This window comes from Kitasatospora papulosa (assembly GCF_000717245.1).
GTDB classification, from domain to species: Bacteria; Actinomycetota; Actinomycetes; order Streptomycetales; family Streptomycetaceae; genus Streptomyces; species Streptomyces papulosus.
On the sequence record NZ_JNYQ01000001.1, the window covers coordinates 650,296 to 675,401 of the forward strand.

Annotated in this window: 22 protein-coding genes; 7 read left to right on the forward strand and 15 right to left on the reverse strand. The window is 72.1% G+C overall.

The features are described from left to right. Positions 1-186 precede the first annotated feature (186 nt). Complete coding sequence (locus IA22_RS0102765; RefSeq protein WP_030122633.1) at positions 187-1,326, forward strand: LLM class flavin-dependent oxidoreductase; 1,140 nt, start codon at positions 187-189, stop codon at positions 1,324-1,326. Here the strand turns inward: IA22_RS0102765 and IA22_RS0102770 are convergent. Continuing rightward, positions 1,319-2,116 (reverse strand): VOC family protein, encoded by a 798-nt coding sequence (locus tag IA22_RS0102770; RefSeq protein ID WP_030122634.1) that lies wholly within the window; start codon positions 2,114-2,116, stop codon positions 1,319-1,321. The two genes, IA22_RS0102765 and IA22_RS0102770, sit on opposite strands and share 8 nt — an antisense overlap. Before the next feature lie 109 nt (positions 2,117-2,225). Beyond that, complete coding sequence (locus IA22_RS0102775; RefSeq protein ID WP_030122635.1) at positions 2,226-5,000, reverse strand: AfsR/SARP family transcriptional regulator; 2,775 nt, start codon at positions 4,998-5,000, stop codon at positions 2,226-2,228. A gap of 141 nt (positions 5,001-5,141) precedes the next feature. Here IA22_RS0102775 and IA22_RS0102780 point away from each other — a divergent pair, with 141 nt between their 5' ends. Then, positions 5,142-5,447 (forward strand): hypothetical protein, encoded by a 306-nt coding sequence (locus IA22_RS0102780; protein WP_014156421.1) that lies wholly within the window; start codon positions 5,142-5,144, stop codon positions 5,445-5,447. Between the two features lie 66 nt (positions 5,448-5,513). Here IA22_RS0102780 and IA22_RS0102785 read toward each other — a convergent pair whose 3' ends face one another. The 3 genes from IA22_RS0102785 to IA22_RS0102795 all read right to left on the reverse strand — a co-directional run bounded on the left by IA22_RS0102785 (position 5,514) and on the right by IA22_RS0102795 (position 9,639). Beyond that, positions 5,514-6,875: a carboxyl transferase domain-containing protein gene (locus tag IA22_RS0102785; protein WP_030122636.1), complete on the reverse strand. Its 1,362-nt coding sequence runs from the start codon at positions 6,873-6,875 to the stop codon at positions 5,514-5,516. Beyond that, positions 6,868-8,334 carry an acyl-CoA synthetase gene (locus IA22_RS0102790; protein WP_015577053.1) on the reverse strand — a complete coding sequence of 489 codons (1,467 nt, stop codon included), beginning with the start codon at positions 8,332-8,334 and terminating at the stop codon, positions 6,868-6,870. Before IA22_RS0102790 ends, IA22_RS0102785 begins: the two co-directional genes overlap by 8 nt. A gap of 96 nt (positions 8,335-8,430) precedes the next feature. Then, complete coding sequence (locus tag IA22_RS0102795; protein ID WP_030122637.1) at positions 8,431-9,639, reverse strand: nitrate/nitrite transporter; 1,209 nt, start codon at positions 9,637-9,639, stop codon at positions 8,431-8,433. A 158-nt stretch (positions 9,640-9,797) separates the two neighbouring features. Here IA22_RS0102795 and IA22_RS0102800 point away from each other — a divergent pair, with 158 nt between their 5' ends. Then, on the forward strand, positions 9,798-10,229 hold the full coding sequence (locus tag IA22_RS0102800) for an Lrp/AsnC family transcriptional regulator (protein ID WP_014156425.1): 432 nt from the start codon (positions 9,798-9,800) through the stop codon (positions 10,227-10,229). Here IA22_RS0102800 and IA22_RS0102805 read toward each other — a convergent pair. The 3 genes from IA22_RS0102805 to IA22_RS0102815 form a co-directional block, all read right to left on the reverse strand. Beyond that, positions 10,207-11,709 carry a sensor histidine kinase gene (locus IA22_RS0102805; RefSeq protein WP_030122638.1) on the reverse strand — a complete coding sequence of 501 codons (1,503 nt, stop codon included), beginning with the start codon at positions 11,707-11,709 and terminating at the stop codon, positions 10,207-10,209. The two genes, IA22_RS0102800 and IA22_RS0102805, sit on opposite strands and share 23 nt — an antisense overlap. 18 nt (positions 11,710-11,727) lie before the next feature. Next, entirely contained in the window at positions 11,728-12,765 is a 1,038-nt protein-coding gene (locus tag IA22_RS0102810; RefSeq protein WP_014156427.1) for a rod shape-determining protein, read from the reverse strand. A gap of 133 nt (positions 12,766-12,898) precedes the next feature. After that, positions 12,899-13,471, reverse strand: coding sequence for a hypothetical protein (locus IA22_RS0102815; RefSeq protein WP_015577049.1), 573 nt, complete (start codon positions 13,469-13,471; stop codon positions 12,899-12,901). 123 nt (positions 13,472-13,594) lie between these two features. On the opposite strand from IA22_RS0102815, the gene IA22_RS0102820 reads away from it, so the two are divergent. After that, on the forward strand, positions 13,595-14,296 hold the full coding sequence (locus IA22_RS0102820; RefSeq protein ID WP_014156429.1) for an SCO2400 family protein: 702 nt from the start codon (positions 13,595-13,597) through the stop codon (positions 14,294-14,296). A 31-nt stretch (positions 14,297-14,327) separates the two neighbouring features. Here IA22_RS0102820 and IA22_RS0102825 read toward each other — a convergent pair whose 3' ends face one another. Beyond that, positions 14,328-14,762, reverse strand: coding sequence for a MarR family winged helix-turn-helix transcriptional regulator (locus IA22_RS0102825; protein ID WP_030122640.1), 435 nt, complete (start codon positions 14,760-14,762; stop codon positions 14,328-14,330). 112 nt (positions 14,763-14,874) lie between these two features. Here IA22_RS0102825 and IA22_RS0102830 point away from each other — a divergent pair, with 112 nt between their 5' ends. Further along, positions 14,875-15,894 (forward strand): NADP-dependent oxidoreductase, encoded by a 1,020-nt coding sequence (locus IA22_RS0102830; RefSeq protein ID WP_014156431.1) that lies wholly within the window; start codon positions 14,875-14,877, stop codon positions 15,892-15,894. A gap of 100 nt (positions 15,895-15,994) precedes the next feature. Here the strand turns inward: IA22_RS0102830 and IA22_RS0102835 are convergent, their stop codons facing one another. Then, positions 15,995-16,465, reverse strand: coding sequence for an MSMEG_6728 family protein (locus tag IA22_RS0102835; RefSeq protein ID WP_014156432.1), 471 nt, complete (start codon positions 16,463-16,465; stop codon positions 15,995-15,997). A gap of 126 nt (positions 16,466-16,591) precedes the next feature. On the opposite strand from IA22_RS0102835, the gene IA22_RS0102840 reads away from it, so the two are divergent. Both IA22_RS0102840 and arfA read left to right on the forward strand, forming a co-directional pair. Beyond that, entirely contained in the window at positions 16,592-17,020 is a 429-nt protein-coding gene (locus tag IA22_RS0102840; protein ID WP_014156433.1) for an organic hydroperoxide resistance protein, read from the forward strand. A gap of 183 nt (positions 17,021-17,203) precedes the next feature. Beyond that, positions 17,204-18,721: an arabinosylfuranosidase ArfA gene (gene arfA / locus IA22_RS0102845; protein WP_030122641.1), complete on the forward strand. Its 1,518-nt coding sequence runs from the start codon at positions 17,204-17,206 to the stop codon at positions 18,719-18,721. A gap of 62 nt (positions 18,722-18,783) precedes the next feature. Here the strand turns inward: arfA and IA22_RS0102850 are convergent, their stop codons facing one another. The 5 genes from IA22_RS0102850 to IA22_RS0102870 form a co-directional block, all read right to left on the reverse strand. Then, positions 18,784-19,950, reverse strand: a complete 1,167-nt coding sequence (locus IA22_RS0102850; protein ID WP_014156435.1) for an aldose epimerase family protein — start codon at positions 19,948-19,950, stop codon at positions 18,784-18,786. Positions 19,951-19,978: 28 nt separating this feature from the next. After that, positions 19,979-21,223: a multiple monosaccharide ABC transporter permease gene (gene mmsB / locus IA22_RS0102855; RefSeq protein ID WP_030122642.1), complete on the reverse strand. Its 1,245-nt coding sequence runs from the start codon at positions 21,221-21,223 to the stop codon at positions 19,979-19,981. Continuing rightward, complete coding sequence (mmsA, locus tag IA22_RS0102860) at positions 21,220-22,770, reverse strand: multiple monosaccharide ABC transporter ATP-binding protein (RefSeq protein WP_014156437.1); 1,551 nt, start codon at positions 22,768-22,770, stop codon at positions 21,220-21,222. The genes mmsB and mmsA overlap by 4 nt, the downstream gene beginning before the upstream one ends. A 33-nt stretch (positions 22,771-22,803) precedes the next feature. Further along, the gene (chvE, locus tag IA22_RS0102865; RefSeq protein ID WP_014156438.1) at positions 22,804-23,913 is read right to left on the reverse strand and encodes a multiple monosaccharide ABC transporter substrate-binding protein; all 1,110 of its coding nucleotides are present in this window, start codon (positions 23,911-23,913) and stop codon (positions 22,804-22,806) included. A gap of 131 nt (positions 23,914-24,044) precedes the next feature. Next, on the reverse strand, positions 24,045-25,028 hold the full coding sequence (locus IA22_RS0102870; RefSeq protein WP_014156439.1) for a hypothetical protein: 984 nt from the start codon (positions 25,026-25,028) through the stop codon (positions 24,045-24,047). Between the last annotated feature and the right edge of the window lie 78 nt (positions 25,029-25,106).

Consider the following 25,106-nt stretch of genomic DNA (forward strand, 5'->3'; position numbering starts at 1 on the left):
CGGCGTCACGTGGACCTCCTGCGCGTCTCGACGATGCTCTGTCCGTCCTGCCGCTGACGTGACACCGGGCCGGCCCCGACGCCCTCGCGGCCCCGCCCACGCCTCCCGGAACACCCCGGCCGACGGTGCGCCCGCGCATCCGTACGTCCGTCGTGCGTCCCCCGCCGCCGTCCACGAGGATCCCGTATGTCCGGCAATCCGCTCCTGCTCCACTGGTTCCTGCCCACGGGCGGAGACGGCCGCGACCCCGGCGGTGTCACGGCCGTGCAGGGGAGGACCGGCGCCGCCACCCGCCGCCCCGCGGACATCGGCTACCTGACCCAGGTGGCACGCGCCGCCGAACAGTCCGGGTTCCACTCGCTGCTGACCCCCGTGGGGCTCGGATGCGTCGATCCGTGGATCCTCACGGCGGCCCTGGCCCAGCACACCGACCGGATCGGGTTCCTGGTCGCCTTCCGCGCGGGGTTCGCCAGCCCGACCCTGCTGGCCCAGCAGGCCGACGCCTTCCGCCGGTTCGCCGGGGGGCGGCTCCGCCTCAATGTCGTCACCGGCGGTGATCCGGCCGAACAGCGGGCCTACGGCGACCACGTGGACCACGACGGGCGCTACGCGCGCACCGACGAGGTGATGGGCGTTCTGCGCGACCTCCTGGAGGGCAGGCGCGTCGACCACCACGGTGAGCACCTGCGGATCGACGGCGCCCAGCTCCACGAGCCCGCCGTCCGGTACCCCGTACCGCTCTACTTCGGCGGAGCCTCCCCGGCCGCCGAGGCCGTCGCCGCGCGCCGGGCCGACGTACAGCTGCTCTGGGGCGAACCCCCGGCGGCCCTGGCCGGGCGCATCGACAGACTCCGCGCCGCGGCCCCCGAACTGCGCTACGGACTCCGCCTGCACATCATCAGCCGGGACACCGCCGCCGAGGCGTGGGCCGAGGCGGACCGCATCCTCGCGGGCCTCGACCCGGAGGCGGTCCGCGCCAGCCAGGACCGGTTCGCCCGTATGGACTCCACCGGCCAGGCCCGGATGGCCGCGCTGCACGGAGGGTCCGCCGACGCCGCGAAGCTGGAGGTCGCCCCGAACCTCTGGGCGGGCATCGGTCTCGTACGGGAGGGAGCCGGCACGGCCCTGGTCGGCTCGCACGACGAGGTCGCCCAGCGGCTCCACGAGTACCGGCGCCTGGGCATCGGCGAGTTCATCCTCTCCGGCTACCCGCACCTGGAGGAGGCCTACCGGGTGGGCGAGGAGGTCGCTCCCCGGCTCCGCGCGCTCCTCGCGCGTGCCCGGACGGACGCCTGGGAGGGGTGCGGGGACCCGCCCGTCAGATGACCTCGGTGACGCCCGGCATCTCGCCCCCGGTCGTCGAGGGGTCGAACAGCGAGAACACCGCACCCTGCGGATCCGTCAGCGAGGCGAACCGGCCGAACGGGATGGTCATCGGCCCGAACCGGAGCTGCGCACCCAGCGACTTCGCCTTCTCCACCGCCGCGTCGCAGTCGGCGACACCGAAGTAGACGTTCAGATGGGCCGGCACCTGGGGCGGGAACTCCTCACCCATCCTCATCCGGCCGAGCACCGGGTCGGCACCCAGGTCGTAGAGCGAGAAGTCGACGGCGTCGTCGTCCAGGTGCTTCACCCGGTACCCGAAGACCGACGAGAAGAAGGTGTCGGCCTTCTCCGGCTCCCGGGTGTAGATCTCGGCCCAGGAGAAGGCACCGGGCACGGCCTGCGCCTCGAAGCCCTTGTGGGTGCCCGCCTGCCACACTCCGAAAGCCGCCCCGCCGGGGTCGGAGGCCAGCACCATCGTCCCGAAGTCGCCGACCCGCATCGGTTCCACCAGCACCTCGCCTCCGTGCTCGCGGATCTTCGCGGTGGTGGCGGCGGCGTCCGGCGAGGCGAGGTACAGGCACCAGGCGTTCGGCGCCTCCTGGCCCGGCACGGGAGGCGACAGCGCGGCGACCGCCTTGCCGTCCGCGTGGGCCTGCGTGTAGTTGCCGTACTCCGGCATGGACTCCCCGTACGTCCAGCCCAGGAGCTCACCGTAGAAGCGCTTCGCCCCTTCGAGGTCGCCGAACGTACCGTCGGCCCAGCACGGGGTTCCCTCGGATTCTGCGGCCATGACTCGAACCTCTCTCCACGCGACGGACGGCTCTCCCGTCACGCTAGCCAACGGCTGCTCCGGCGGCGCGCCGAAGCACCGCCGGCGGGGCGGTCGCACAGCCGGAAGGTCACGGCTCACGGACGAGGGCGAGGCGCTCCCGTACGGAGTCGGCCTCCGGGTCCCCCAGCGCGTCGAAGATCACGGCGGCACGGCGCCAGACGTCCTCGGCCCGCCGGGTGTCGCCCGTCGCCAGGAGCGTCTCACCGAGCCGGACCAGGGTCTCCGCCTCGTGGTAGCGGTCCGCCGAGGCCCGGAACAGGACGACGGCCTCCTCGTAGCTCGTGACCGCGCGGTCATGACGGGCCAGATGGTGATAGGCGAAGCCGAGGCTGTCCAGGGTGGCGGCCTGGCCGTTGCGGTCACCTGCGTGCCGCTGCCGTTCGAGGGCCTGGGAACAGCTCTCGATGGCCCGTTCGTAGTCTCCCTCCGCGGCGTGCAGCCACCCGATCGCGTTCAGGGTGCGTGCCTCTCCGTCCCGGTTGCCGGAAAGGCGGTACAGACGCAGGGCGTCGTCGCCGTGCCGCAGCGCCTCCGCCAGCCGGCCGTCCATGTAACAGAGTTCGACGTAGTTGTGCAGGGTCTGCGCCTGGCCGGTGGCGTCGCCCAGGCGGGCGTACAGATCGAGGGAACGGCGTAACCGGCTCTCCGCGGCACCGAGATCCCCGAGACGGGATTCGGCGCGGGCGAGCAGGCGGCAGGCCATGGCCTGCCCTGCCGGATCGCCGGCTCTTTCGGCGGCGGCGAGTGCGGTCTCCTGGACCACGCGCTGGTCCTGCCACAGACCGTGGGGTGCCAGGTAGGCGGTGAGTGCCCAGGCCAGCTGCCAGCTGTACGCCTCGAAGCCGTGCCGCTCGGCCTGTGCCACCGTGCGCAGCAGGACCTGGTGCTCGGCGGCGAACCAGGCGAGGGCGGTGTCGGCGTCCCGGACGTGCTCTCCGCTGTTGGCCGGCAGCCGGGGCACGGGCGTGACGGCCGGCCACTGCGGCTGCACGAGTACGGCCGCCGCGTGAGCACGGTGCAGGAAGTGGTCGTACAGCCTCTCCAGCGCGTCGCCGCGTGCCGCGGGCGGCTCCGAGGTCCGCACGAGATCGGCCGCGTAGGCCCGCAGCAGATCGTGGAAGAGGTATCGCCCGGGGGAGTGCTCGGTCAGCAGGTGCAGCCGGGTCAGCTCCCGGAGCAGAGGCCGGACGGCGGGCTCCGGGGCTCCGGCCAGCGCCGCCGCCGCGTCCAGGGTCAGGTCGGGGCCGGGGTGGAGTCCGAGCAGGCGGAAGAGGCGTGCCGCCCCGTCGGTGAGGGCGAGCGCGGACCAGGACAGGATCCGCCGCGCGTCGCCGTCCTCCAGCGCGTTCAGCAGCGCCCCCGCGGGACGGAGCTCGGCCGCGAAGACCTGGAGGGAGAAGGACGGATGGTCCGCCACCCGTGCGGCGACGACGGCGAGGGCGAGGGGGAGCCGTCCGGTGGCGGCGACGATCTCCGCCGCCGCGGCCGGTTCGGCGGCGATCCGCCCGCCGAGGCGGCGGACGAGCAGGCCGGTCGACTCCTGCTCGGTCAGTACGTCCAGGGTGAGCGGCCGCGCCCCTTCGGTCGTCACCAGCCCGTGCATCCGCTCCCGGCTGGTGACGACCACCACGCTCTCCCCGGCGCCGGGCAGCAGCGGCCGCGCGTGCGCGGAGTCCCGCGCGTTGTCCAGGACCACGAGCACGCGCCGAGAGGCCAGCAAGCTGCGGAAGAGGCCCGTGCGGGCTTCCGTGCCGGAGGGTATCCGCGCCTGGGGTACGCCCAACGCCTCGATGAACCCCCTCAGGGCGTCGGCGGCCGGCAGCGGGCCCTCTTCGTCGTATCCGCGCAGGTTCACGTGGAGCTGGCCGTCGGGGAAGCGGTCGGCCACCCCGTGGGCCCAGTGCAGCACGAGAGCGGTCTTGCCGACGCCGGCCATTCCGGAGACCGCGGTGATCGCCGCGGTTCCCGGCCCGCCGGACCCGCTGCCGAGGGAGGAGTCGAGCGCGGCGAGCGCGGCATCGCGGCCGACGAATCCGGCTGTGACGAGGGGAAGCTGCCTGGGTCTGGGGGCCACCGGGGCAGGCGTGGCCCGTGCGGGCACCGGGCGCTGACGGAGGATGTCCCTGTGCAGGCTTTCCAGTTCGGGGCCGGGTTCGAGGCCGGTCTCGCGGACCAGCACCTCGCGCGCCCGGCGGTGGGCCTCCAGCGCCCCCGCCACGTCGCCGTCCCGGAAGAGGCCCAGCATCAGATGGAGCCAGGCGCCCTGTCGCAGCGGACGGTGCTCGACCAGCCCCCGCATCCGGAGGACCGCTTCCGGACAGCGGTCCTCCGCGATCAGGGCCTCCGCGTAGTCCTCCTCGGCGTTCCAGCGGCGCTCCTCCAGCCGGCCCGCCCAGCGGTCGAGCGCGTCCGACAGCGGCAGCCCTTCGAGGAACGCTCCACGCCACAAGCCCAGGGCGCGGTCCAGCTCCTCGCACGCGCGGGCGGGATCGCCCAGGGTCAGGGCCCGCCGGCCGTCGGCCGCCGCCTCCTCGAAGACGTCGACGTCCCGCTGTCCCGGCTCGACCCGGAGCAGGTAGCCGCCCGGTGTGCGCGCGACCCCGTCCCAGGGGGCGCCGTCGCCCAGAGCGGTCCGCAGACCGCGCACATAGGTCCTGAGGTTCGCGGCGGCGGAGGCCGGCGGGTCGTCGCCCCAGAGCGCCACGGTGAGTGCCGCGGTCGGCACGGTCTCGGACGGACGCCGGAGCAGGGCTGCCAGCAGCAGGCGTTGCTTGGCGGAGCCCAGGCCGACCCGTCCGCCGTCGCGGGAGACTTCCAGCGGGCCGAGAAGGGCGAAATGCACCGTTACTCCCTGCCGTGCGTGCGGCTGTCCGCGAGACCGGCTGACCGAGGGCGAGTTGTGCGCACTCTATGCGCGGATTATGCGCAAGTCGTCATAGCCTGCCGCCTGTTGCGTAACCACCTTCTCGGCAAGGAGTCCTTGATGCGTATGACCCGGAGGGCGGCACAGGCCGCGGTGACCGCTGCGGCTCTGGGCGGAACCATGATCATCTCAGCGACGCCGGCCGCCGCCGCGACGACGGCCCCGACCTGCATCGGCCGCATGGTCACGCAGACGACCACCGGCTTCGACGTCCTTCTCTCGAACAAGTGCGGGGGCGAGCGTGCGGTGAAGGTCGTCGTCTCGCTGGCCCCGGACAGCCCGTGTTACGTGATGTCCGCCGGTACCAGCCATCTGTACGTCTACCGCGGGGTCCTCGGGAACTACGACCGCACGGTCAACTGCTGACGAAGCGTCGTCACCGGTCCGCGCAGGGCACGTCCGGTCTCCCGGGCGTGCCCTGTCCGGTGACCGTCAGGTGTCCTGAGCCCGCGCGGGGCCGACCACCGACCGGGCCACTCCGAGCTCCACCAGGTCCTGCGGGCGCAGCCTGAGCTGGTCGGCGGTGGACCGCACCTCGTCCGGACCGCGCTTCAGGATGGCCGCCGCCGGCTCCGGCGCGATCACCGAGAAGTAACTGTCGGCGGTGACATGGGTGTTGTCCGGCGAGGCCAGGGCGAGTGCCCCGCCGGAGCCGCCCTCGCCGATCACGAGCGTCGTCACGGGGACCCGGGCGCCGGCGACCGCCGCGAAGACGTCCGCGATGGCGGCGCCCGCGCCCGCCCGTTCGGCCTCGGCGTCGTTGGCCGCGCCCGGGGTGTCGATCAGGGTGAGCACGGGAAGGCCGAGCCGGTCCGCGAGCCGGATCACCCGGGCGGCCGTGCGGTAGCCCGCCGGACGGGTCGCGGTGCCGCACTGCGCGGCGTACGCCACGGCCCGTCCGGCGTGCGTGCCCACCCCGCAGAGCAGCCCCGGGTCCCGGCCGCCGCAGCGGTCCCCCGCGAGCGGCAGCCGGTGGTCGAAGTAGGCGTCCAGATAGGCCTCCGCCCTGGGCCGGTCCGCCGCCCGCGCCTGCTCCACCGCGTCCCAGCCGGTGGCCGGCAGCTCCGCGGCCGACAGGGCCTCCGGCACCGGGGCGGCCTGCACCGGGCCGGTGACGGTGAGCGCGGCCAGCCAGCGGCCCAGGGTCACGGGCAGCTCCTCCGGCGCGACGACCGCGTCGATCTGTCCGGCCGCCAGCTGTCCCTCCGCCGTGTACGCGTACGGATCCGCGTCGGCGGGCCGCACCCGGGAGCCCGCGAAGCCGATCTGCGCCCCGGGCAGCGCCAGCACCACATCGGCGCCGGCCCCCACGGTGGCCCAGCCCCCGCCGGTCGTCGGATCCCGCAGCACGGCGATCTGCGCCAGCCCAGCCGCCCTCAGCGAGGTCGACGCGCGAGCCACGCGCTGCAGCTGTACCAGCGCGATCATGCCCTCCTGCATCCGGCTGCCCCCGGTGGCGACGAGCGAGACGAGCGGCAGCCGCCGCTCGGCCGCCAGCGTGTACGCGGCCTCCAGACGGTCTCCGGTGCGGCTGCCGAGCGAGCCGCCGAGGAAACCGAACTCGAACGACACCAGGACGCACTCCCGGCCCCCGACGGCGGCGGTCCCGTACACGACGGACTCCTCCTCGCCGGTCCGTGCCGAGGCGCGCGCCCTGGACTCCCCGTAACCGCTCCAGCCGAGCGGGCCGTCCGCCGGTGCGGGGCGCGCCGCCGGCCGGTGTTCCGTGAAGCTCCCCGCGACGGCGGAGATCGCCTCCCGCGCCGACACGCGGGCGCACCCGGAGTCAGCCACCGAGCGACCTCTTCATGATCTTGCCCAGTTCGTTGCGGGGAAGGGCGTCGAGGTGGTGGACGACGCGCGGGCGCTTGTGCGGCGCCAGCAGGTCCGCCACATGTGCGGCGAGCTCCTGCTCGCCGGGGGGCGACGCCGGGTCCTCGGGCACCACCCAGGCGACGATCCGCTCGCCCAGGTCCGCGTCCGGCTCACCGGTGACGGCCGCCTCCCGCACGCCGGGGTGCTCCAGGAGGGCGTTCTCGATCTCGCCCGCGCCGATCTTGTAGCCGCCGCTCTTGATCAGGTCGGTGGCCTTGCGGCCGACGATCCTGACATAGCCGTCGGGGTCGAGCGTGGCCATGTCGCCCGTGCGGAAGAAGCCGTCCTCGGTGAAGGCGGCCGCCGTGGCGTCCGGGCGGTTCAGGTACCCGGTGAAGAGGTTCGGCCCGCGCACCTGGATCTCGCCGATGGACGCGGTGTCCCCGAGCACGGTGCCGTCCTCCTCGACGAGCCTGAGCTCGACGCCCGACAGCGGGGGCCCGACCGTCCCGGCGCGGGGCTCCCCGTCGGCCCGTACGCCCGTGTTCATGAGGGTCTCGGTCATCCCGTACCGCTCGACGACCGTGCGCCCGGTGGCCGCGGCGATCCGTTCGTGGTCGTGGACCGGGAGCGCCGCCGAGCCGGAGACCAGCAGCCGCGCGCCCGCGAGGGCCTTCGCGAGGTTCCCGGGGCCGTCCGCACCGGTCAGCGCGCCGGCGAGCCGGTGGTACATCGTCGGCACGCCGAACAGCATCGTGCCCCCGGAGAGCAGCTCCCTGGCCACCCCCTCGACGGAGAACCTGCCGAGGTGACGGACGGAACCGCCCCTGCGCAGCGGGCCGAGGATCCCCAGGATCAGCCCGTGCACATGGAACAGCGGCAGGGCGTGGACGAGGACGTCCTCACCGGTCCAGGACCAGGCGTCCTCCAGCGCGTCCAGCGAAGCGGCGATCGCCCGGCGGGGCAGGACGGCCCCCTTGGGCGGGCCCGTCGTGCCCGAGGTGTAGACGACCAGGGCGGGGGACTCACCGGAGGGCTCGGGGGGCAGCACGGCTCCGGCGGCCCGGACCGGCGCAGCCGTGGCGACGTCCAGCCGGTCCAGGCCGCCCAGCGCGGGCGGCAGTACGTCGGCCGCCCCGGCGAGAACCGCCGAGGGCGCGCTGTCCGCGACGATGTGCGCCAGTTCCCGCTCGCCGGTCTTGGGGTTGAGCGGTACGGCGGGCACCCCCGCCCGGAGTGCCGCCACGACGGCGACGACGGTCTCCGGGGTGGACGTCGCCCAGACGGCGACGCGGCCCGCCCCCGCGATCCGGGTGGCGAGGGCGTCGGACGCCTCGGCCAACTGTGCGTAGGTCAGGACGTGTTCGCCGAACCGGACGGCCTCGGGGGAGTCCGTCCGGCCGGACGCTCCGCGCAGCGCGGGCAGAAGAGAGGTCACCCGCCGAGCCTATGGGGTGCCCGCAAGCCCGCACCCGGTGTGTGCCACCGCGGCATCCGGTGTGCGCCACCGCGACGCACCCGGCCGGAGCCGCGGTCAGCCGTCGCGCCGGAGGGTCCGCATCCGGCCGTAGGCGTAGACCGCGCCCGCCAGCGCCAGGTCGGAGAGGAGCATGAATCCGATCGAGTACGAGCTCTTCGCGCTGTAGATGGCGCCCATGACCAGCGGGGGGACGAACCCGCCCAGCCCTCCCATCGCGCCGACGATGCCGGTGACGCTGCCCACCGCGGCCTGCGGCGTCACCTGCGAGACCAGGGCGAAGACGCTCCCGCTCGCGGTGCCGAGTCCGGCCGCCATGGCGAGCAGCGCGATGGTGCCGAGAGGGTACAGCGGCGGGTCGAAGGCCTGGACGACGGCCATCAGCGCCGCCAGCAGCAGTGCCGCGGCCGTGACGAGGGCCGGGTGGATCCGGTCCGACAGCCAGCCGCCCACCGGCCGGAAGACGACGGTGACCAGCGCGAACCCCGCCGCCTTGGTGCCCGCCTCGGTCGGTGACATCTCGTACCAGGTCTTCAGGTATGTCGGCAGGTACACGCCGAAGGCGACGATGCCGCCGAAGCCGATCGCGTACAGGGCGGACAGCTCCCAGGTCACCCGCAGCCGGCCCGCCTGCCCCAGCCGGTGGCCCAGCGAGTCCTCGGGCACCTTGCGGTCAGGGTGGTCGGTGATGAGGACCGCGGCGAGGAGCGAGTAGACGAGGAGCGCGCCGGCGACGATCCAGAACGGCAGGTTCACGTCGTGCTCGGCGATCCGCGGCGTGAAGTATCCGGACAGCGCGACTCCGCCCATCCCCATGCCGAAGATGCCCAGCGCCAGCCCTCGTTTCGCGGGCGGGAACCACGAGTTGACCAGGGGGATCCCGATCGCGAACGTCGTCCCGCCGAGGCCGAGCAGGAATCCGACGGCCAGCATGGCCGCGTAGTTGTCCTTCGCCGGGATGAGCAGCAGCACCGGGACGACCGTCAGCGCCGAGACGAGGGGGAACATCAGCTTGGCGCCGAACCTGTCGGTCAGCGCGCCCGCCGGGACACGGCCGAGCGAGCCGACCAGCACGGGCACCGCCACCAGCAGCGACTGCTGGAAGGAGCTCAGATCCAGCCGGTCCTTGAAGGCCCCCGACAGCGGCGAGACCAGGTTCCACGCCCAGAAGGTCAGCGTGAAGCCGACCGTAGCCGTGATCAGGTTCCGGAAGGCGGCGGCTTCTCTCCGGACCGGGGCGGGGGACTGCGCAGCGGTTGTCTCCACACCGCAAGTCAAGGGGGAAGGGGAGGGCGGGGCACGACGGGTTGAGCCATTCGAGGAGGCGGCGCACCGTAGGCGTCCCATGGGCCGAGGCCCGCCGGGCGGCCCCCGGGGAGGCCGCTCGGACGCCGTTTCCGGACCGGGCTGGGAGAATCACCGGTATGGACCGGCTGGACAGAGAGATCCTCGGCATTCTCCAGGAGGACGCCCGTATCTCGTACCGCGATCTGGGCGTACGCGTGGGGCTCAGCGCCAACGCGGCGGGCGACCGCGTACGCCGTATGCGCCGCGACGGGGTGATCCGCGGCTTCACCGTCATCGTCGACCCCGCCGCCGACACCCGTTCGGGCCTCGTCGTCTTCATCGACGTGTCGTTGCGTCTCGACACGACGAACGAGGAGTTCGAGCGCTCGGTGCTGACCCTGCCCGGCATCACCGAGGTGGTGCACGTGACGGGCGGCCACGACTACCTCGTCCGTGCCACGGCGGCCGACCCCGGCTCCCTGGACACCCTGCTGCGGCGACTGAAGAAGGACGCGGGCGTGGCCCACTCCAACACCCGGATCGCCCTCAGAGCGGCGCCTGCCAGGTGACCGTGGGCGACCGCTCGCCGTCCTCGGCGCGCCCGTCGTCGGCGACCACGAGCCGCACCGCCGCCCGCCCGTCGGGCAGCCGTGCCGTCGCGTCCACCTCCACCTCGACGGCCGACACCCCCTCCCGCCGGTGCGCGGCGGCCAGGGCCCCGCGCAGCACGTCGAGCAGTTCGCCGTCCACCGGCTCCCCGACCAGCGCGTCCACCGCCCCGGTGAACTGCACCGACGGCTGGAATCCCAGCACCGCCGACGCGCCACCCGTCTCCCTGAGGACCCGGCCGCGGAAGGTCGTGGGCGCTTCGGCTGGCGGTTGCTGGAGCGCGAAGATCGCGGTCCTGACCTCCTGGATCGTGGAGTCCAGCTCGTCGACCGCGTGCCCGAGCAGCTCCGCCGTCCCGGTGTCCCCGGCCAGATCACCGCGCCGGGTCGACTCCAGCATCATCTCCGTCGCGAACAGTCGCTGCACGACGAGGTCGTGCAGGTCACGGGCGATGCGGTCGCGGTCCTCGTAGACCGCCAGCTGCTCCCTGTAATGCTGGGCGTCGGCCATCACCAGGGCGAGCGCGGCCTGGGAGGCGAACTGGGAGGCGAGGAGCCGGTCCATCGCCGTGTACGGGGCGCCGCCGCGTCCGCGGGGAAGGGCGAGCGTGCCGATGAGCCGGCCCCCGCTCTGCAGCGGCAGCATCATGCTGGGGCCGTACCGGGACCGCACCGCGGTCGTCATCCGCTCGTCCGTCGCCGAGTCCTCGATGAAGACCTCCTCGCCGCCCAGCAGCTGGACGAGGACGGGGGATCCCGGCTCGATGGCCGTGCCCACGATGCCCGCCGGGTCGTCGAGGGTGGAGGCCGCGACGATCTCCATCCCGCCGCCCGGGGTCGGCAGGAGGATCACCCCGGCCGCCGCCCCGGCCAGCACGCGGGCCCGCTCGGCGACGGTCGTCAGGGCGTCCGTCGTACCCGCCCCGGTCAGCAGCGCCCTGGTGACGGCGGCCGCTCCCTCGATCCAGTGGTCCCGCTGCCTCGCCGCCTCGTGCAGGCGGGCGCCGCCGATCGCCGCGGACGCCTGGGAGGCGAGCAGCCGCAGCAGTGTCCGTTCCGTGTCGGTGAAGCGGCCCGGTTCCTCCGCAGTCAGGCAGAGACCGCCGAGCACCTCGGTGTGGACCCGGACGGGGGCGGCGAGGAAGGAGCGGACCGTGAGCGGGGCCGGCACCTCCCGGGAGTGCGGCGGCGCCGTCAGATCGTCGACGCGGACGGCCCGCTCATCGTCCACCAGCGCCCCGAGAAGCCCCGTGCGTCCGTGCAGGAGCGGGGCCACGGCACGTCGTTCGGCGTCGGACATCCCGGCGGTGAACAGGTCGGTGACCCGGCGGTCCTCCCCGTGGAAGAGGGCCAGTGCGCCGTGGCGCGCCCCGGTGAGCGCCGTGGCGGTGTCCACGACGTGCTGGAGGGTGGTCCGCAGGTCGAGGTCCGTCCCGGCCACCGGCGAGCGCTCCGGCTCTCAGCCCGCGACCGGGGCGAGGGACAGGGGCTGGACCGTGCCGTCCAGCATCGCGCCCAGTCCCAGGACGGAGCAGACGTCCGGTCGTTCGGCGATGTTCACCGGTACGCCCGTCGCTTCGCGCAGCATCTGGTCGAACCCCGGCAGCAGGGCGCTTCCGCCGACCATCATGATCCCGGACTCCGCGATGTCGGCCACCAGGTCGGGCGGGCAGTCGCGCAGCACCTTGCCCAGCCCGTCGAGCACGGCGGTGAGCGGTGCGTGGATCGCCTGGCGCACGGCGGCGGTGTCGACCTCGACCGAACGGGCCAGGCCGGTGACCACGTCCCGCCCGTGGATCTCCGTCGTCGCCGGACCGTTGAGGGTGAGGCCGTTGCCCCGGAGCGCCAGTTGCAGGGGGCGCACCGACTGGCTGGGCAGCACCAGCTGGTGGTGCTGGCGCAGGTGCTGGATGACCGCGTTGTCGATGGCCTCGCCGCCGATCGGGACGCGGACGGCGGTCACGATCGAGCCGAGCGAGAGCACGGCGATCTGGGTGGTCGCCGCCCCGCACACCATGATCATGGTGGCGGTCGGCTGCTCGACCGGGAGCCCGCAGCCGAGGGCCGCCGCGATCAGGGTGTCGACCAGCTCCACCCGCCGGGCCCCGAGTCCCACGAGGGTCTCGACGGTCGCCCGCTGGGCCAGCGGATCGGCGTCGTGCGGGGTGCACGCGGCGGCCCGCAGCCGGGGCTTGCGGCGCAGCTGACGGCGGAGCTTCTCACCGAGGAGGTGGCGCAGCATGCGCTGGGCCATGTCGATGTCGACCACGGTTCCGCCGGAGACCGGCCGGGCCACCCGGATGTAGGCGGGCGTGCGGCCGGTCATCTGTTCGGCGAGCGCGCCGACCGCGATGAGCGAGCCGGTACGCATGTTCACGGCGGCGACACTGGGCTCGTCGACGACGAGACCCACTCCCTTGACGTACACGCGGGTCCTCGCGGCCCCGAGGTCGACGGCGATGTGGCAACGGCGCAACTGTTCGAGACTGACGGTCACGGCGAGGTCTCCCGAGAGCGCTGGCGGCGGGTACCGGCGGCAGCCGGTCCTCCTTGCATCCTCAGGCCGGGGCGGGGGAGGCGCGCGCTGGGTGAGCCGTAGGGGGGACCCCGAACTGACGGCACGACAGATCTCAGCCGGAGCCCGGCAGCAGTCGCTGGAACAGCCCCCAGGTGAACTCGGCCACGCGGGGACCGCCGTCGGCCGGGTCGGTGAACGCCAGCGCCCAGCGGGTCGGCGCGCTGCCCTCCATGGGGCGCACCGGGGCGAAGGCCCTGGCCACCTCGTCCACGGTGCAGGACCACGGGAGCAGGTCGGCGGCGGTGCGCGGCTCGGGGCCGGCCGATCCGGGGGCGCGGACCAGCCATTCGTTCCACACGGCCCCGCCGGGGCCCGCCATCACCTCGAAGCGCAGATCGGGCCAGAGCGGCAGCGGCCACAGCAGCGCGTCGCACTCCAGGTCGCCGATCCTGCGGCGTACGGACGACTCGGGCTCGCCCAGGACGGAGCGGTAGCGGCGCAGCGCACCCCGGCCGCGCGGGGCGCGCAGCATCGCCTGCCAGCGGCGGTTCGCCTCCCGCATCTCGGCGAGCGAGGCGCTCAGTTCATGACGGGCCTCCTCCACCAGGTCCGGCTGGTGGTCGGCCATCCGGCGCAGCAGGACGAGCTGGAACTGGAGCGGCCCGAACGGGGCGGGAGCGGTCATGTGACCCATCCTGCCGCCTGCCACGCGCGAGGGAGTGCGCGCGTCGGAGTCCCGGATTCCACACAGGATCCTCACCTGTGTGCCTTCCAGCGGCGTTCCCCGCCCGTCTAGTCTGCGGGCGCGATGGATTACTGCCACCCCTGCCAACGGCATCTCAACGGGGCGCTCGCCTGCGCCGGTTGCGGGACCCCCGCCGACGCGCTGGTCCCCTTCGCGGTCCCCGCCGACCGCCCCGGCCGTGACGCGGAGCCCGCCCGAGCCGCCTCGCAGGCCCTCGACACCACCGGCCGCCGTCGCCGTGCCCGGGGCGAGACCCGGAGGCGCGGCCGCCGTACGCACCGCAGGCGAGGCCGCGCGCTGCTCCTGACGGCCGTGGGTGTGGTGCTCGCGCTGGGAGCGCTCAGCCTGGCCGAGCTGGCCATGGAGCCCGGGGGCGACAGCGGCGCCTCGGAGTACGTGAGCGAGGCGACGTCCTCCGCCACGGAGCCCTTGCCGTCGGCGTCGTCGGGCACGGAGCCCGACGGGCCCGCCCCGGTGGACGCCCCCACCGTGGTGCCGGTCACCGATTCCCACTCCGCGACGGCCACCGACGGACCGGCCGGCGACGCGGCGGCGACCGGGGCCGCCCCGCGGACTTCCGCACCCCCGGCGGCCTCGGCCTCCACGTCGGACCCGGCCACGCCGGATCCCGAGGTGACCGGACCGCCGGCCGAGCCGTCGGACCCGGCCACGCCGTCGGCGGATCCCACGGAGCCCGAGCCCTCGGACGAACCCACCCCCACGCCGTCGCCCACCGAGACCTGCCGGTGGTGGATCTTCTGCTGACCTCGGGCCGGGGCGGGGGCCGGAGCTCCGGCTAGGCGGTGTCCTCGCCGAGCATCCGGCGCAGCAGGTCGCGCAGTACCGTGCGCTCCGCCTCGGACAGCTCGGCCAGCGGCTCCCGCGCGAAGTCCAGCGCGTCCCTGAGCTGCTCCGCCATCCGGATGCCCTCCTCGGTCGGGGCGGCGAGCTTCACCCGCCGGTCGGCCGGGTCCGGGCGGCGTTCCACCAGGCCACGGAGCTCCAGCCGGTCGACTATGCCCGTGATGTTGGAGGGTTCGCATTTCAGCTTCCGGGCAACCTTGCGCATGGGCATCGGCTGCAGCGAGAGCAGCCCGAGCACCCTGGCCTGCGCGCCGGTCAGCGCGTGCGTGGCGGCCGCCCGGTCGTACTCCTCGTGGTAGCGCGCCACGACTCCGCCGATGAGCTGGATGACGTCGAGGGTGAGCGGGTCGGTGCGCGAGGAGGCCATGACACCCAGGGTACCCAATTACTTGACAAGGTGAAATATCTGGACGCATGGTTGTTTCACGTCCTGAAGCTTTTCCGCTTCCCCCGTACGACATCGAGGAGAACCCGAGCCCATGTCTGCACTTCCCACGTCCAGCCGCGAATGGCACCTCGTCGCCCGCCCGCACGGCTGGCCCGAGCCCACGGATTTCGCGCTGCGCGAGGCGCCGGTGGCCGCCCCCGGTGAGGGCCGCGTCCTCGTCCGCAACCTCCACTTCTCGGTCGACCCGTACATGCGCGGCCGGATGAACGACGTGAAGTCGTACACCCCGCCCTTCAAGCTCGACCACCCCATGGAGGGTGGCGCGGTCGGCGAGATCATCGCGTCGAACGCCGAGGGCTTCGCCGTGGGTGACCACGTCCTGCACGGCCTCGGCTGGCGCGAGTACGCCGACGTCCCGGCCAAGCACGCGGTCAAGGTCGACGCCTCGCTGGCCCCGCTGTCCGCCTACCTCGGCGTGCTCGGCATGACCGGGCTCACCGCCTACGCCGGCCTGTTCGACGTCGCCTCCTTCAAGGAGGGCGACGCGGTCTTCGTCTCCGGTGCCGCCGGTGCGGTCGGCAGCCAGGTCGGCCAGATGGCGAAGCTCAAGGGCGCCTCCCGGGTCATCGGCTCGGCCGGTTCCGACGAGAAGGTCAAGCTCCTCACCGAGGAGTACGGCTTCGACGCCGCCTTCAACTACAAGAACGGCCCCGTCCGCGACCAGCTCGCCGAGGCCGCTCCCGACGGCATCGACGTCTACTTCGACAACGTCGGCGGCGAGCACCTGGAAGCCGCGATCTCCTCGATGAACGTCCACGGCCGCGCCACCATCTGCGGGATGATCGCCCAGTACAACGCGACGGAGCCCACCCCGGGCCCCCGCAACCTGGCCCTGGTCATCGGCAAGCGGCTGCGCCTGCAGGGCATGCTCGTCGGCGACCACGCCGATCTGCAGCCGCAGTTCGTCCAGGAGGTGGCCGGCTGGCTGGCCTCCGGCGAGCTGAAGTACAACGAGACGAAGGTCCAGGGCATCGAGAAGGCCTACGACGCGTTCGTCGGCCTGCTGCGCGGCGAGAACACCGGCAAGATGATCGTCTCGCTGGACGCCTGACGCCCCCGGCCCGGCCCGTGGCCGTCGCGCGACCTCCGCGACGGTCACGGGCCGGGCCGTCATCCGTCCGCCCCCGATCCGTCCGGCACCGCGTCCTCCGTCACCGCGCCGGGCGGTCCGAGGGCGGCCACACGTACGGCAGGTCGGGCGGCACGTCCGGGAACAGCGGGCGGTAGTGGTCCGGGTCCTTGCGCACCAGCGCGGAGCGGTGACTCCTGTGCAGCCCCTCGTCGCCCAGCCACGGAGGCAGCTCCCGCGCCGCCGCGAGTTCCGCGGACGTACGGACGGTGGTGCGCCCGAGCGCCCCGGCGAGGTCCGCGCGCAGCGTCGTGGCGCAGGTGTCCGCCCTGCCCTCGGCGGTCCAGGCGGCGCACACGTCCAGGCCGTACCGCACGAGTGCCTCCTCGTACCCGGTCCACATCCGGACCGCGGGATGGTGGCGCCAGCCGTAGCCGGGGACGGTGAGTCCGCGCAGCACCTGGATCGTCTCCACCCGCTGCTTGCCCAGCCTGCGCGGGTCCAGCGCGGCGGCGCTCCTGCTGAAGTCGGCGTACGGCAGGAATGTCTGCATCGTCAATCCCTATCCCATGTGCGTCCCACGGGCCGCCGGCCCGCGCGCCGTCACCCGTTAGGCTCGGCCCAGGCCGTCGCGGTCGTGGGCGCGAGCCGCGGCGCATCAGCAGGAGGAATCACCGGTATGACCATCCAGCACATAGACGTGGCCTACACCGCCGTCGCCACCGCCGAGAACGGCCGTGACGGCCGGGTCTCCACCGACGACGGCGCGCTCGACGTCGTCGTCAACCCGCCGAAGGCGATGGGCGGCAGCGGCGCGGGTACCAACCCCGAGCAGCTGTTCGCGGCCGGCTACAGCGCCTGCTTCCAGGGCGCGCTCGGTGTGGTGGCCCGTCAGGAGAAGGCAGACATCACCGGTTCGACGGTGACCGCGTCGGTCTCCATCGGCAGGACCGAGGCGGGTGGCTTCGGACTGGAGGTCGCGATCAGCGCCTCCATCCCGAACGTCGACACGGCCACCGCCCAGGCGCTCGTCGAGAAGGCGCACCAGGTGTGCCCGTACTCGAACGCCACCCGGGGCAACATCAAGGTCGAGCTGTCGGCCGGCTGAGTCCCGGCTCCCCGCGTACGTCCGAGGGCCGCATCCCGTCACCGGGGTGCGGCCCTCGGCCGTGTGCGGCCGTCCGGCCCTGGGAGCAGCGCGCGCAAGGGCATTGACTGCCGGGGAGGTTGAACTTTACGGTCCGTTCGAGTTGACGATCAGCATCCGAAATATCGAACGCGTAAGGAAGCCATGACTCGCACCGCGCGCTTCACCCTCGACCCGGCCTTCACCGTCGGCGACGTCGACCCCCGGCTCTTCGGCTCCTTCGTCGAGCACCTCGGCCGCTGTGTCTACGACGGCATCCTCGAACCCGGCCATCCGTCGGCCGACGAGGCCGGACTGCGCACCGACGTCCTGGAACTCGTCCGCGAACTCGGCGTCACCGCCATCCGCTACCCCGGTGGCAACTTCGTCTCCGGCTACCGCTGGGAGGACAGCGTCGGCCCCGTCGACGAGCGCCCCCGCCGGCTCGACCTCGCCTGGCGCTCCACCGAGACGAATCGTTTCGGCCTCTCCGAGTACATCGACTTCCTACGGAAGGTCGGCCCCCAGGCCGAACCGATGCTGGCGGTCAATCTCGGCACCCGCGGCGTCCAGGAGGCCATCCAGCTCCAGGAGTACGCCAACCACCCGTCCGGCACCGAACTCTCCGACCGCCGCGTCGGCCACGGCGACAAGGACCCCTTCGGCATCAAGCTGTGGTGCTTGGGCAACGAGATGGACGGCCCGTGGCAGACCGGCCACAAGACCGCCGAGGAGTACGGGCGGCTCGCGGCCGAGACGGCGCGCGCGATGCGGCAGATCGACCCGTCCGTCCAGCTCGTCGCCTGCGGGTCCTCCAGCCGCGCCATGCCGACCTTCGCGGCCTGGGAGGCGACCGTCCTCGCCGAGACCTACGACCTCGTCGACTACGTCTCGCTGCACGCCTACTACGAGGAGACGGACGGCGACCGCGGCTCCTTCCTCGCCTCGGCCGTCGACATGGAGTCCTTCATCGAGAGCGTCGTCGCGACCTGCGACCACGTGGGGGCGCGCCTCAAGTCGTCGAAGAAGATCAACCTCTCCTTCGACGAGTGGAACGTCTGGTACCTGAGCCGCTTCCAGAAGGAAGCGGAGGAGAACCCCCTCGACTGGCCGGAGGCGCCGCGGCTGCTGGAGGACAACTACAGCGTCACCGACGCCGTCGTCTTCGGCAGCCTGCTCATCGCGCTGCTGCGCCACGCGGACCGGGTGACCGTCGCCTGTCTCGCCCAGCTGGTCAACGTCATCGCGCCGATCATGACCGAGCCCGGCGGGCCCGCCTGGCGGCAGACCACCTTCTTCCCCTTCGCCCAGGCGGCGCGGTACGGGCAGGGCCAGGTCCTGGACGTACGGGTGGACTCACCGACGTACGGGACGGCGAAGTACGGCGAGGCGGACCTGCTGCACGCCACCGCCGTGCGGGACCCGGAGACGGGCGCGGTCACCGTCTTCGCCGTCAACCGGAGCCAGGACTCCGCGCTGCCGCTCGAAGTCGCCCTGGCGGGGCTGGACCTGGACCGGGTCGTCGAGCACCAGGTCGTCGCGGACGCCGACCCCGAGGCCCGCAACACCCTCGCCGAGCCCGAGCGCGTGCTCCCGCATCCCGCCGAGGGCACCGAGCTGGCCGGCGGCACCCTGAAGGCCGTCCTGGAGCCGCTGTCCTGGAACATGATCCGGCTGGCCTGACGACGGCGTACGGCGCCCTCCCCGGCCGGGGAGGGCGCCGTACGTGTGCCGGAAGGGTCCGCTCAGCGCGCCGAGAAGGCGTGCACCGTCGTCGAGCGGTAGGTGTCGCCGGGCCGGAGCACCGTCGACGGGAACGACGGCTGGTTGGGGGAGTCGGGGAAGTGCTGCGACTCCAGGCAGAACGCGTCGCCCTGGCGGTAGACGCGCCCCGAGGTGCCGGTCAGGGTGCCGTCGAGGAAGTTCCCCGTGTAGACCTGCATGCCGGGTTCCGTCGTGTACATCTTCATCACCCGGCCCGAGCCGGGGTCCGTGACGGTCAGCGCGTACTCGGGGCGGGCCGTGGTCCCCTTGTCGAGCACGTAGTTGTGGTCGATCCCCTGCCCGTACCCGATCTGCTCGTGCGGGGTGCGGACGGCCTCCCCGAGGGCCCGGGACCGCCGGAAGTCGAACGGCGTACGCGCCACCGGGGCGAGCTCGCCCGTGGGGATCAGCGTCGCGTCCACCGGTGTGTAGCGTGCCGCCGCGAGCTCCAGCAGGTGCCCGTCGGCGCTGCCGCTGCCCTCGCCCGCCAGGTTGAAATAGGTGTGGCTGGTGAGGTTGAGGACCGTGGCGCGGTCCGTGGTCGCCGTGTAGTCGACGCGCCACTCGCCCCGGGAGGTGAGGGTGTAGACGACACGGACGGCGAGCGAGCCGGGATAGCCGGCCTCGCCGTCCGGGCTGGTCCGGGTCAGGACCAGCCCGACGTCACCGCGTCCGGTGAACGGCCGCACGTCCCAGACCCGCTTGTCGAAGCCCTGGTCGCCACCGTGCAGGCTGTTGGGCCCGTCGTTCACGGGCAGTTGGTGCGTGACACCGTCGAGGGTGAAACGGCCCCCGGCGATCCGGTTGCCGTACCGCCCGATCAGCCCGCCGAAGTACGGGGACTTCGCCACGTAGTCCGGCAGGCCGCCGAAGCCGAGCGACACGTTCGCCGTCCGGCCCCGGCGGTCGGGGACCTCCAGGGACTGGACGACACCGCCCCAGGAGAGGACCTTCAGCCGGGTCCCGCCGTTGGCGAGGGTCCAGCGGTGCACCTCCGTCCCGTCGGCGAGAGTGCCGAAGAGCTCCTTGGACGGGGCGCGTCCGGTGGCCGAGGCATGTGCCGCGGGGGCTCCCGCCGCCACGGCCAGCCCGGCGGCGGCCGTGGCCGCCAGGACCGTACGTCTGCTGGTTCCGGTGCTGAAGGTCATGAAACAACTCCTGTCGGATGAAGGGGCGTTACGAGCCGACCTTGCGCTTGTTCCATACGTCGAACCCGACCGCGGCCAGCAGGACGAAGCCCTTGATGACCTGCTGGTAGTCGGTTCCGATACCCACGAGGTTCATACCGTTGTTCAGCACGCCCAGGACGAGGCCACCGATGATCGCGCCGAGGACCGTTCCCACGCCGCCGCTCATCGACGCGCCGCCGATGAACGAGGCGGCGATGGCCTCCAGCTCGAAGTTGAGGCCCGCCTTGGGCGAGGCCGCGTTGAAGCGGGCGGCGAAGACCAGCCCCGCCAGGGCCGCGAGCATGCCCATGTTCAGGAAGACCAGGAAGGTGACCTTCTTGTCCTTCACACCCGACAGCTTGGCCGCGGGCAGGTTGCCGCCGATGGCGTAGATGTGGCGGCCGATGATCGCGTTGCGCATCAGGTAGCCGAACCCGACGACCAGCACACCGAGGATGAGCAGCACGACCGGGGCGCCCTTGTAGCTGGCGAGCAGCAGGGTGACCACGAGGACGGCCGAGACCAGGGCGACCAGCTTCAGCACGAACAGCTTGGCCGGCAGCACCTCCAGGGCGAACTCCTGCTGGCGCTTGCGGTCACGGACCTCCTGGAGCACCACGAAGGCGATCAGCGCCAAGCCCAGCAGCAGGGTGAGGTTGTGGTAGTTGGTGTTCGGCCCGACCTCGGGCAGGAAGCCGTTGGCTATCTCCTGCAGGTCCTTCGGGAAGGGGCCGAGGGTCTGGCCCTTCAGGAAGATCTCCGTCAGACCGCGGAAGAGCAGCATGCCCGCGAGGGTCACGATGAACGACGGGATGCCGAGGTAGGCGATGAAGAAGCCCTGCACCGAGCCCGCGACGGCGCCGATGGCCAGGCACAGCACCACCGCGAGCGGCCAGGGCATGTCGTGTTCGACCATCAGCACGGCGGCCATGGCGCCGATGAACGCCGTCAGCGAGCCGACCGAGAGGTCGATGTGGCCGGCGATGATGACGAGCATCATGCCGATCGCGAGGATCAGGATGTAGCTGTTCTGCAGCACCAGGTTGGAGACGTTGCGCGGCAGCAGCAGGTCGCCGTCCGACCACACCGCGAACAGCACCACGATCAGGCCGAGGGCCATCAGCATGCCGTACTGGCGCATGTTGCGGCGCATGCCGTCCAGCACCAGCTGCAGGAGACCGCCGCCGGAGGCCGGTCCGCTCGTGCCGGGCGGCGCGGGGGCCGGGTTCCTGTCGGTCACGTCCGTGCTCATCGGGTTACCTCTTTGTCCTTCGTCATCTGACGCATCAGCGCTTCCTGCGATGCCTCGGCCCGCGAGAACTCACCCGTCAGCCGTCCCGCGGCCATGGTGTAGATGCGGTCGCACATGCCGAGCAGCTCCGGCAGTTCGGAGGATATGAAGACGACCGCCTTGCCCTGGGCGGCCAGCTGGTCGATGACCGTGTAGATCTCGTACTTGGCACCCACGTCGATGCCGCGCGTGGGCTCGTCCAGGATCAGCACCTCGGGACCGGCGAAGATCCACTTGCTGAGGACGACCTTCTGCTGGTTGCCGCCGGACAGCTTGCCCACCGGTTCGAAGACGGTCGGAGCCTTGATGTTCATGGACTTCCGGAAGCCCTCGGCGACCTGCCGCTCCCCGTGCTCGTCGACGACACCCCGCTTGGCGACCTTGCCCAGCGCGGTCAGCGAGATGTTCCGGTTGATGGTGTCGATGAGGTTGAGGCCGTAGTGCTTACGGTCCTCGGTGGCGTACGCGATGCCGTGCGCGACCGCCTCGGGGACGGACTTCGTACGGATCTCGGCGCCGTCCTTCAGGACGGTGCCGCTCGCGTAACGGCCGTAGGAGCGGCCGAAGACGCTCATCGCCAGCTCGGTGCGGCCGGCGCCCATGAGCCCGGCGAGACCGACGATCTCGCCGCGCCGCACCTCGATCGAGACGTCGTCGACCACCTTGCGCTGCTGGTCGATGGGGTGGTGCACGGTCCAGTTGCGGATCTCCAGGGCGGGCGCGGTGCCCTCCTCCGGATGGTGAGGGGTCCGGTCCGGGAAGCGGTTCTCCAGGTCCCGGCCGACCATTCCGCTGATGATCCGGTCCTCGGTCGTCCCCTCCGCCTTCACGTCGAGCGTCTCGATGGAGCGCCCGTCGCGGATGATCGTGACCGAGTCGGCCACCCGGCGGATCTCGTTCAGCTTGTGCGAGATGATGATCGAGGTCATGCCCTGTTCCTTCAACGAGAGGATCAGGTCGAGGAGTTTGCCGCTGTCCTCGTCGTTGAGCGCCGCTGTCGGCTCGTCGAGGATGAGCAGCTTCACCTTCTTCGACAGGGCCTTGGCGATCTCCACCAGCTGCTGCTTGCCCACGCCGATGTCGGCGACGCGGGTCTCGGGGTGCTCGTCGAGGCCGACCCGGCGCAGCAGTTCACCGGCGTGCCTGAGGGTGTCGTTCCAGTTGATGAGCCCGCGCTTGGCGTGCTCGTTGCCGAGGAAGATGTTCTCCGCGATGGAGAGGTACGGCACCAGCGCCAGCTCCTGGTGGATGATCACGATGCCGTGCTGCTCGCTCGCCCGGATGTCCTTGAACCGGCAGGTCTCGCTCTCGAAGAGGACGTCCCCTTCGTAGCTGCCGTGCGGATGGACGCCGGAGAGCACCTTCATCAGGGTCGACTTGCCGGCGCCGTTCTCACCGCAGATGGCGTGGACCTCGCCCTGCCGGACGGTCAGTGTGACGTCCGAGAGCGCTTTGACACCGGGAAAGGTCTTGACGATCGAGCGCATTTCCAGGACGGGTCCCGCCATGGTCTTGCCTTCCAATCCTTGAGGGGAGCCCGGTTACTTGAGGTCGTTCTCGGTGTAGTAGCCGTCGTCGACGAGAGCTTCCTTGTAGTTGTCCTTGTCGACGCTGACCGGCTGCAGCAGGTAGGCGGGGACGACCTTGACACCGTTGTCGTAGGACTTGGTGTCGTTGACCTCGGGCTTCTTGTCGTTCAGGGCGGCGTCCACCATGTTCGAGGCGACCTTGGCGAGCTTGCGCAGGTCCTTGTAGACGGTCTGCGTCTGGTCGCCCGCGATGATCGACTTCACGGACGCGAGCTCGGCGTCCTGGCCGGTGACGACCGGCATCGGCTTGGCCTTCGTGCCGTAGCCGTCCGACTTCAGGGCGGAGAGGATGCCGATGGAGATGCCGTCGTAGGGGGAGAGCACGGCGTCGACCTTGGCGCTGCGGTAGCTGGACGTCAGCAGGTCGTCCATGCGCTTCTGCGCGGTGCCGCCGTCCCAGCGCAGGGTGGTGACCTGGTTGAGGGCCGTCTGCTTGGACCTGACGACCAGCTCGCCCTTGTCGATGTGGGGCTTGAGGACGTTCATCGCGCCCTGGAAGAAGTACTTGGTGTTGTTGTCGTCGTTGGAGCCGGCGAACAGCTCGATGCTGAAGGGCCCCTTCTTGCCGTCCTCCAGACCCAGCTTGTCGACGATGTACGAGCCCTGCAGCTCGCCGACCTTCTCGTTGTCGAACGAGGCGTAGTAGTCGACGTTCTCCGTGCCGAGGATCAGCCGGTCGTAGGAGATCACCGGGATGTCGGCGTCCTTGGCCTGCTGCAGCACGTTGTTGAGGGACTTGTTGTCGATCGCGGCGACGACCAGGGCGTCCACGCCCTGGGTGATCATGTTCTCGATCTGCGAGACCTGCTGGTCCGGGTCGTCCTCGCCGTAGACGAGCTTGGTCTTGTAGCCCTTCGACTTGAGCTCCTTCACGACGTTGGCGCCGTCGGAGATCCAGCGTTCGGAGGACTTGGTCGGCATGGCGACGCCGATGGTGGCGCCGTCGGCGCCGCCCTTCTTCTCCTCGCCGCCGCCTTCGCTGTTCTGGCCGCAGGCGGTCAGAGCGAGGGCCAGGGAGGCGGCGGAGGCGACTGCGGCGAGTGCGGCTCTGCGGTTGCGCATAGTCATCATCCTTGATGTGGGGTCAGAGCTCGGTCCGGTGGTGCCGGAACGCTGGGAGTGGAACGACCGAGAACGGGTGTGTGGGATTGTGCGCGGCTGTGTCTTCTTTTGGGGAGAGTGTTTCCGGAACGTTATGACGAGATCGCGAACCGGTTGAGCGGGCCCGGCAGTCGGCTGCCGAGCGGGGCCATCCCGCCGTCCGCCCCGTGCCGCGCGAGCAGGTCCAGCGCGAGCCGGCCGCGCCGCACCCGCTCCTTGGCGGTGGACAGCGCCAGCTCCCGCAGGTGCTGTCCGTACGGGTAGATCCCGGGCGACTTGGCGAGCCCGAACTTCAGGTACAGCGGCGCGCCGCGCCGGATCAGTTCGGCGACCTCGTACATCCGCACATAGCCGCCGAGGTCGTCGGGGGCCTCGATGTAGAGGTCCATCGGAGCCCTCGACACCCGCCTGATCTCGGTGAACTGAGCGAGGGTCAGATCGGACGGGATGTTGATGGAGTCGGCGCCGAGCTGCTCGAACACGGCGAACGAGGCGGGGTTCACCGGCCCGATGAGCGCCGAGACCTTGAAGGTGGTGTCCGCGGGCAGGACGCCCTGCTCCCGCAGTCGGTGCAGGGTCCACAGGACCCCTTCGTCGGCCACCAGCAGGCACTTCACGCCGAGTCCGGTGGCGCGCAGCGCGTCCTCGACGCAGCCGGCCAGCGCGTCGTGGCCGCGGGAGCGCAGCCCGGCGCCACCGGAGTCCGTACGCACCGACGCGCCGGTGTCCCAGGTGCCGCGCGGCCCCGTGAACAGGCAGAGTTCGATGTCCCGTTCGGCGCAGCCCTCCACCATCTCGGTGATCTCCGCGTCCGTCAGCATCCAGACGCCGCTGCCCTGGCTGATGCGGTGGACCGGGACGTCGAGCCTCGCGGACTCCTTGAGCACGACACCGAGGGCCTCCGGGCCCTCCACGGACGGCACCTCGGTGCGCCAGCTCCCGCCGTCCGGGAAGGAGTGCGGCGAGGCGTCCGACGGGGACAGCGGGGCCGGGCCGAGGCCGAGCGCGGTGAGCGCCGCGTCGCCGGGACGGCGGGCGCCGGCGGCACCGGGGGAAGAGGCAGGGGCGTCGTTCACGACTGGTCCTTCATGTTCGGTATTTCGGACGAAGTTCGGATCGTTGGGAGTGCGCCGGCACGGCGGTGGTCAGGACGC

What these genes read in the sequence shown, in the direction of transcription:
- IA22_RS0102835 (WP_014156432.1), bottom strand. Translation starts at nt 16,465, where the DNA reads ATGCAGACATTCCTGCCGTACGCCGACTTCAGCAGGAGCGCCGCCGCG.
- IA22_RS0102840 (WP_014156433.1), top strand. Translation starts at nt 16,592, where the DNA reads ATGACCATCCAGCACATAGACGTGGCCTACACCGCCGTCGCCACCGCC.
- IA22_RS0102815 (WP_015577049.1), bottom strand. Translation starts at nt 13,471, where the DNA reads ATGACCGCTCCCGCCCCGTTCGGGCCGCTCCAGTTCCAGCTCGTCCTG.
- chvE (WP_014156438.1), bottom strand. Translation starts at nt 23,913, where the DNA reads ATGCGCAACCGCAGAGCCGCACTCGCCGCAGTCGCCTCCGCCGCCTCC.
- IA22_RS0102765 (WP_030122633.1), top strand. Translation starts at nt 187, where the DNA reads ATGTCCGGCAATCCGCTCCTGCTCCACTGGTTCCTGCCCACGGGCGGA.
- IA22_RS0102780 (WP_014156421.1), top strand. Translation starts at nt 5,142, where the DNA reads ATGCGTATGACCCGGAGGGCGGCACAGGCCGCGGTGACCGCTGCGGCT.
- IA22_RS0102825 (WP_030122640.1), bottom strand. Translation starts at nt 14,762, where the DNA reads ATGGCCTCCTCGCGCACCGACCCGCTCACCCTCGACGTCATCCAGCTC.
- mmsB (WP_030122642.1), bottom strand. Translation starts at nt 21,223, where the DNA reads ATGAGCACGGACGTGACCGACAGGAACCCGGCCCCCGCGCCGCCCGGC.
- IA22_RS0102850 (WP_014156435.1), bottom strand. Translation starts at nt 19,950, where the DNA reads ATGACCTTCAGCACCGGAACCAGCAGACGTACGGTCCTGGCGGCCACG.
- mmsA (WP_014156437.1), bottom strand. Translation starts at nt 22,770, where the DNA reads ATGGCGGGACCCGTCCTGGAAATGCGCTCGATCGTCAAGACCTTTCCC.
- IA22_RS0102770 (WP_030122634.1), bottom strand. Translation starts at nt 2,116, where the DNA reads ATGGCCGCAGAATCCGAGGGAACCCCGTGCTGGGCCGACGGTACGTTC.
- arfA (WP_030122641.1), top strand. Translation starts at nt 17,204, where the DNA reads ATGACTCGCACCGCGCGCTTCACCCTCGACCCGGCCTTCACCGTCGGC.
- IA22_RS0102800 (WP_014156425.1), top strand. Translation starts at nt 9,798, where the DNA reads ATGGACCGGCTGGACAGAGAGATCCTCGGCATTCTCCAGGAGGACGCC.
- IA22_RS0102830 (WP_014156431.1), top strand. Translation starts at nt 14,875, where the DNA reads ATGTCTGCACTTCCCACGTCCAGCCGCGAATGGCACCTCGTCGCCCGC.
- IA22_RS0102820 (WP_014156429.1), top strand. Translation starts at nt 13,595, where the DNA reads ATGGATTACTGCCACCCCTGCCAACGGCATCTCAACGGGGCGCTCGCC.